8 protein-coding genes are annotated in these 6,892 nt (G+C 60.1%); 2 read left to right on the forward strand and 6 right to left on the reverse strand.

Annotated elements, in window-relative coordinates; translation table 11 throughout:
• The first annotated feature begins 404 nt into the window (after positions 1-404).
• Complete coding sequence (locus BST47_RS29485; protein ID WP_014211502.1) at positions 405-1,382, forward strand: dihydrodipicolinate synthase family protein; 978 nt, start codon at positions 405-407, stop codon at positions 1,380-1,382.
• Positions 1,382-2,386, forward strand: a complete 1,005-nt coding sequence (locus BST47_RS29490; RefSeq protein ID WP_083129293.1) for a ketopantoate reductase family protein — start codon at positions 1,382-1,384, stop codon at positions 2,384-2,386. Before BST47_RS29485 ends, BST47_RS29490 begins: the two co-directional genes overlap by 1 nt.
• Positions 2,387-2,424: 38 nt before the next feature.
• Here the strand turns inward: BST47_RS29490 and BST47_RS29495 are convergent, their stop codons facing one another.
• From BST47_RS29495 to BST47_RS29520, 6 genes are all read right to left on the reverse strand, one after another.
• Positions 2,425-3,426: an AraC family transcriptional regulator gene (locus BST47_RS29495; protein ID WP_232076037.1), complete on the reverse strand. Its 1,002-nt coding sequence runs from the start codon at positions 3,424-3,426 to the stop codon at positions 2,425-2,427.
• Positions 3,427-3,672: 246 nt separating this feature from the next.
• On the reverse strand, positions 3,673-3,933 hold the full coding sequence (locus BST47_RS29500; RefSeq protein ID WP_083129295.1) for a hypothetical protein: 261 nt from the start codon (positions 3,931-3,933) through the stop codon (positions 3,673-3,675).
• A 74-nt stretch (positions 3,934-4,007) separates the two neighbouring features.
• Entirely contained in the window at positions 4,008-4,217 is a 210-nt protein-coding gene (locus tag BST47_RS29505; RefSeq protein WP_083129296.1) for a ferredoxin, read from the reverse strand.
• Between the two features lie 147 nt (positions 4,218-4,364).
• Positions 4,365-4,583: a hypothetical protein gene (locus BST47_RS29510; protein WP_014211497.1), complete on the reverse strand. Its 219-nt coding sequence runs from the start codon at positions 4,581-4,583 to the stop codon at positions 4,365-4,367.
• Positions 4,584-4,630: 47 nt separating this feature from the next.
• Positions 4,631-5,149: an aromatic-ring-hydroxylating dioxygenase subunit beta gene (locus BST47_RS29515; RefSeq protein WP_083129297.1), complete on the reverse strand. Its 519-nt coding sequence runs from the start codon at positions 5,147-5,149 to the stop codon at positions 4,631-4,633.
• A gap of 64 nt (positions 5,150-5,213) precedes the next feature.
• Complete coding sequence (locus BST47_RS29520) at positions 5,214-6,611, reverse strand: Rieske 2Fe-2S domain-containing protein (protein WP_083129298.1); 1,398 nt, start codon at positions 6,609-6,611, stop codon at positions 5,214-5,216.
• Positions 6,612-6,892: the final 281 nt, after the last annotated feature.

Consider the following 6,892-nt stretch of genomic DNA (forward strand, 5'->3'; position numbering starts at 1 on the left):
CGGCTGCGACATGATGGGACCGCTATCGATCTAGTGCCATGAGGCTACTGATGTGCGCCAGCAGATGGTAGGGGGCATTTCAAGCATGCGTTCCATCAGCTTGTCCGATTGGATTAAGACCGGGTCGTTAGTCGTCGTTGCGCATGCGTCATCAAGGAGTCCGTCGAGTTGTCGTGATTTGCAACGAATCGGTGCATCTCCAAGAAGGTCGAAGTGCTACAGGTTGGGCGCGAATCGGAGTCTCCGCAGCGCTTACGGGATAGACGTCCACGGTTCTCCCCGGCAATGTTCGGCAGAGAGCCAACGCCCTCCGTCAGTTTCGAACATTAAGCGGAGGAGTAGGCGAGTCGGACCGCCTCAAACCCTCAAACTGCCGAACTACCGCCGAAGGAACCGCATACAAGATGACCATCACGACACCGCTCGGATCCGATGCTAGGGCGTGGGCCACCGAGAACCTTCGAGGCTTCTATATGTGTCCTGTCACGCCCCTCACCGACGATTTCGAGCTGGACGAGGACGGTCTGCGGCAGAACATCGACGCGTTTGTGGAGATGGGTTGCACTGGCCTCGTCGTCGGCGGCTTTTTCGCTGAGGGATGGAACATGACACTGGCCGAATGGCAGCGCTACCACGAGGTAGTCGCTGACGCCACCGCCGGCCGCCTTCCCTTGTTTACGATCATTCTGGACTCGTCGGCGTACCAGGCGGTCGAAAGATTACGCTTCGTGGCGTCTCTGGGCTTCACCGGCGCCGAGATAATGAACCCATCGGTTCAGCTCAAGACCGACGACGACGTCGTAGACTACTTCGACTTCGTGGCCCCTGCCACCGGGCTGGCGCTAGTGCTCTACCGGACGCCGGTATCCAGTTTCGTGTACACCCACGACGCCGTCGCTCGCATCGCCGAGCACTCCAACGTCATCGGGATCAAGAATGGCACTTTGAGTTGGACCGACAGCATCGCATTACGCCGCCGCTTCGGGGACCGCCTTGTCATCAGCGAGCCGAATGAGCGCTATTGGGCGCATGATGCTGCGCTCTTCGGGGGTCGGGTGCTTTATGGGGAGCTCTCCCTGATCCTGTACGGGAAACGGCGGCAGGAACTGCACCACTACACCGACCTTGCCTTCGCTGGTGAACTGGCGGGGGCACTGCCTGTGTCGGCGAAGCTGGACGCAATCCGCCAGGTGTACGAAGAGGTGCTCATCGGCCGCATCGCGGCAACGGGTTCCTACGTCGCGGCGATGCCTTATCTGAAGGCGTGGTTCGAGCTGTTGGGGCTTCGTGCCGGCCCGGTACGGCCGCCCGTCAAAGCCCGGCTGTCTGCTCCGGAGCGCGAAGTTCTGCAGGAGAAACTGACGGCCGCGGAGGCCATTTGATGCGCGTCTTGATCCTCGGCGCGGGCGGGCTCGGTTCGGTCCTGGGCGGCTATTTGGCGAACACTGGCGTGGATGTCACCCTGGTCGGTAGGCCGGCGCACACCGAGGCGATCACCCGCGACGGCCTCCGAATCACCGGCCGCCGGGGCGACCTGGTGATCACCGACAACTTGACAGCGGTCAACCAGACCGCCAAGGCCAGTGGACACTTCGATTACCTAGTGTTGGCGGTGAAAGGCAAAGATACGGCGCAGGCGCTGGCAGAGGCTGACAGGCTGCGCGATGTCGTGAGCAGCGCGTTGTCGGTGCAGAACACCGTCGAGAAAGATGCGACTCTCGCCGGGTGGCTTGGGCCGGACCGGGTGATCGGAGCCTCCACGATCGAGGGCGGTACCTTGCTCGAACCGGGCCTCGTACGCAATCACCTAACAGCTGAGGTGACCGCTTACTTTGGGGAACTTGACGGCTCATGCAGTGCGCGCGTCGACGACCTGACGACTGCCTTCACTAACGCCGGCCTTCCTGCAATGGCGGTGGGCAACATAGAGCAGGTCGAGTGGGAAAAGCTCGCGCAGATCGCGCTGGCGGCCGCGTGGTCGGTCACCGCGCTGGGCGCAATCCCTGGCGCCTCGGTCTTCGAGGGCATGGAGGTGCCTGAGGGAGCGATGTACTTCGTCGCGCTGGCGAAGGACCTTCTCGCGGTCTACCGCGCGAAGGGTTACGAGCCGATGAACTTCTTTGCGCCTCTATCCCGTCTCAAGGAACTCGACGCCCTTCCGACGGACGAGGCGATCAAGTTTGTCATCGGACAGGGCAAAGTAATGCGCGAGAAGGGAAGCACGGGCCACCCCTCGATGTACGAGGATGTTCTGCGACGACGTAAGACAGAGGTCGACTTCATGCTGGGCCCTTACGTCGCCGCCGCTGAAGAACTGGGCATGGATGTGCCCACGCTGCGAGTCGCCTACCAGATCATCAAGACCGTCGACGGATTCCTGGCCTAGCCGCTGACGCCGTTCGATGGCGCTGCGCCAAGGCGAATTCAGCTCGCGCGCAAAGTATGTTGGGGAGTGACGCCGAACTTGCGCCGATAGTCCGCGCTGAAGCGACCCAAATGACCAAAGCCCCACTTCATCGCTACGCGAGCAACAGTGACGGCACCCTCGGACGACGCCGCCAGTTCTGCGTGCGCACGGATTAGCCGGACTTCGCGCAGATACGTGAGCGGGGGAACCCCGACGTGCCGCCTGAAGCTCTCTTGAAGAGCGCGGACACCGATACCAACCTCGCGCGCAAGATCGGTTGTCGTCCAACTCCGTTCGGGATGCTCCTCAATCAGATCGAGTGCTGTCCTCAGCACTTTGGGCGGCGGCGCCGCTTGTTGGTCGGCGGCGGCGAGCGCCATGGCCTGGTAATGGGGTTGGGCGAGTAGAAACCCATGCATAAGCAAGTGTTCGAAATGTCGCCCGGTCATCGGATGTTGCACGATGCTCTCAGGGCGAGAGACCTCTCGGTACAATATCGATAGCAGCGCAAGCCAGGCCCGGCTGCTGTCCGCCGTCAGGTTCATGCTATGCGTGATATTCAACGGTCTAATCGCAGGTCTTCCAAGCAAGCCTTCGAGTTCGAGTTCCAGATCCGCGCGGCTGAACTTCACGCATAGCTGGCCACAGTCGGCGGCCCACTTGATGCCAGCAGGACGGCCTGGGAGGAAAACCGCCGCCTGGGTGGGCGTCGCTTGAGCAGTGGCTGAGCCGCACCACGAATCGGCGTGGCTCGTGAGGGGAACGTTGATGTGGTAATCATCGAGCGCAGTCGAATTGACGAGTTCGACATCTGCACCGTACCGAAGATAACCGATGGTCACAGCACCGATGCGGGCGGCGCTGAGCCGGGCATTCAACCGCTGGCCGCGCCCGGAGAAGCGGAGACGGTGCGGCGTGAAAATTTCCGAAGCGAGGTGCTCGGCCGCGCTCAACTGTTCAGTGCATACGGTCTCCCGTCGGCTGAAGTACGATTCCCCGATCTTCGCCGTCGCCGCCATTGGCAACACCTCACTTTCTCGCTGCGGAAAACGCAGCTCGCCGACAGAGTCTGTCGCTCCGCCGAACACCAACGCCGAAGGTCTGGCCCCCTGACCCAGGGTCGTGCGTCACCGCATGCACACAACCATTCTAGTAGAAGAGGGCTCTGTTAAGCAGAGAGGTTTGGAGCGGACACCCGGCGGTGTGGCTGCGGTGATCATGACCGGCACCAGGTTGGACGTGAGGCGTCGTAATGGCACCAGCTTTCATAGCTCCTCGACCTCGCCGTCGGACCAGACAACCTTGGTTCCGTAATCAGGGTGCGCGTAGATGTGCACCTTATACAGATGGTCTAGGTCATCCCACCAAACGCCAGAGCCAGCGCCCACCATCCAGCGCTGCGCGACACGGCCATCAGAGAAAACGCATAGCTCGAATTGCACTTCATCAGGCGCGTTGTAGTTGTCCTTTGCGAAGTCATCTTTCGCGGCTGTTGCAAGCCGACGATAGACGACAGCCGTTCTCATAGCTCAACCTCTAACAATCCCATCACGTCGTCGAGGAGCTATCGGCCTTCTTCTGATGTGAGCCGTTAGCGGCGCTATCGCTGGCGGTCGGCATCGCGTATGGTGATCGCCGCCGACGGGCACTCGTGCGATGCCGCACGGGCCGCGACTACTAGACCAACCGGAATGTCGCCCACCAATGTTTTCGCCTTCCCAGCGGCGTTGATCGCGAAGACGTCTGGCGCGACGTCAACGCACAAACGGTAGCCGCAGCACCGACGTGGATCGATGTCCGCATGGACCATTTGTCCACTCCTCACTAAGTGCGCCCCTCACCGACATGGCTCAAGCGGTCCCAGGCCGAGGCGCCTGCAGTTGTCTTGCAGACGTCCTGCCGACCATCTGTGAATGGGTGAATGAGAAACGATCCGCTACTGCGTTCTCGCGCCACCTCAATCGCGGGGACCGTAGGGGTCCTGAAGAAACCGAGAAAGGCTCTCCTTGGTTTGCCACGACAGACTCTCAAGTTCCAGTGGGTCGAGCTGAATACGGAACCCAAGGCGGGGACTGGCGATCTCCAACCGCTCACCGTTGCGGGTATAGATTTTGTCGACAGTGACGAACGCGAACTCGTTCGCGATGGTCGTTTCCGTGCTGGCATCGCCTGTCACGACTGCACCTTCCTAGGCGTTAAGTGATGCAACCTCAACGTCACCCGTTAAAAGAAGTTAGCCAGGTTGTGGGTACCGACAACGGCGTGATCAAGCACTACCCGTCGGCTCGCTAACCGCAGGCCCACCTCACTGCGGCGGATGACATCGTGGCGCTCCGCAGAGATGAGGTCGTGCTTCGGACTGTCCCCCCTGTTTCGGAACACAAGGAGATTGGAGCGGACATCGTATTCGTCCGTCCCTGTCCCGGGCTGTACCCGCACATTCGACACGTGGTGTCGGATCCGTGAGGGCGGATCTTCTGCCCATGCGTATTCGGTGTCCAGACGTAGCACCCGCAGCTGCAAGCCTGCGTAGTCGTCGTCCCAGTGGGTCATTGTCGTCGAATTTCCGTCGCCGTTGGCGCGTTCTCTGCTCATGCGCAACGGGATGATGTACCGGATATCTTCGGCACACAATTCCAGCCAATCGTGAAACCGGCCGTCGTTTAACAGTTCCGCCTCTTGAAACAGAAAATTCTCCATCTCACTGCGGAGAAGAATCTGTTGTTCGACCATCGCTACCATGGAACACCATCCTTTATGACTCGCTTGAAATCGATTGCGCGGCCAGCACATACCCGATGCCTCATCAGGCGACCTCGTCCGCACCGGTCAGAGACTGCGCGCGCAGTTGGGGCCCAGTTTCGCTGGCGTCGTCGCCCGAGTCGGTGAGCAACTCCAGCAGGCGACCCCAGAATTCGCGTTGGTTACGCTCCGCGTACCCGCTGGACAGGGGACGACCGGGCCCCTTCCAAGTGTCGTCGCTCGTCAGCACACCCATGCCCATTTCGAAGTTGAGCATCTGGCTGCCTGCGAGAAGGCCTTGCGTTCCCGCAGTGATGGAGCGCCAGGTCTCGGCGTCGTCCTGTTCGAACACCCCGGAAATGCCGAAGGTTCGCACGTAGGTTTCATACGACTGCTGTTTGAACTCTTCGTCGGCGTCCTTCTCGACGAGGAACCACGACCAAACTTCCATCGCGTCGTGTGACAGTGGCCGCCACAGCCGAAACGTCAACATCGGCACCGGCATTGACTTGTTGTCCTTACCGATGAGGACGTTGAGGAATGAGAGGTTCGGAAAGATCGTGCCGTGAATGAAGGCCGTACCTTGCAGCATGTCTGCGTGATCCTGGTCGCCATAAGCCTCGGCGAGCCCGTCGACGACCTCTCGTGGATAGTTCATAAAGGGCGGCAACGGTTGGCCGGGTGGCACCCCGAGGACGCCGAGGCCGTGACCGTTGGAGAGACTGATATGGGCCGGTTGCGATGCAAATTTTGGATCGGGCGGAGCAAGACCGAGTTCCACCGCCGATCGGTGCGTCATCAACGTGTGGTAGGCGTCCCCGACGAAGTTGTCTGCGCCGAGCTTCCAGTTGGAGTCGATGATCCAACGCTGCGGCTCGCCACGCACCTCCAGTCCACCCTGGGTCTTCTTCGTGATGAGGTCCAGATACCACGCCATATCGCCCAGGTAGTCGACGAGAGGTGCTGCCTTCTCGTCTAGGCAACCGAAGATCAATCCACCATAGTTCTCGAGGCGCGGAACCTGGGTCAAACTCCACTCGTTTTTGTCCATCTCGACCCCGTAGACCTCTTTTTGCGCCGGCACGCCGGCCAGAGTTCCGGTGTTGCGGTAGGTCCAGCCGTGATACGGGCAGCGGAAGTGGGAGGTATTGCCCATCTCCGTACGGCACAGTTGTGTCCCGCGGTGCCGACACGAATTAGCCATCGCGCGCACTTCGCCGTCCTCGCCGCGGACAACGATGATTGAACCGCCGCCTAGATATCGCACCACGTAATCGCCTGCCTCGGGTACCTCCGTCTCGTGGGCCAGGAATTGCCAGCACGTCCCGAAAACTCGCTGCGCTTCGAGCTTGTGAACTTCCGCGTTGGCGACCAATCCAGCGGGCAGACGACCCTTTGCAAGGCTTTCTTGACCCGCTGCGATCAGCTGCTGGATGTCGTTCTTATCTCCGACAATGGACATATCATCTCCTACGTTTCTTGGACTGGCTGGATAAAAATCTCTGTTTTAACTCGAATCCGAAAAAGATTGCTATTGATAATCCAATTCAAACCGCTTTCGGTTCGCATAGCCGATCCTGGGGTCTACCCGATGGTGATGATTCATCGAGCTCCCCTTTCCGTGCGCTGGTGATTGAGCTTTGACAGATGGTTTTCTGAATACGGTGTTCATGTTGTTGCGGCTTCGAGTGCTCCTGGTGGTGTTTGGGCGACCATCTGGTGGCCCCACACACTGGGTCGGTC

Source organism: Mycolicibacterium tusciae (assembly GCF_002086795.1).
Lineage (GTDB): Bacteria > Actinomycetota > Actinomycetes > Mycobacteriales > Mycobacteriaceae > Mycobacterium > Mycobacterium tusciae.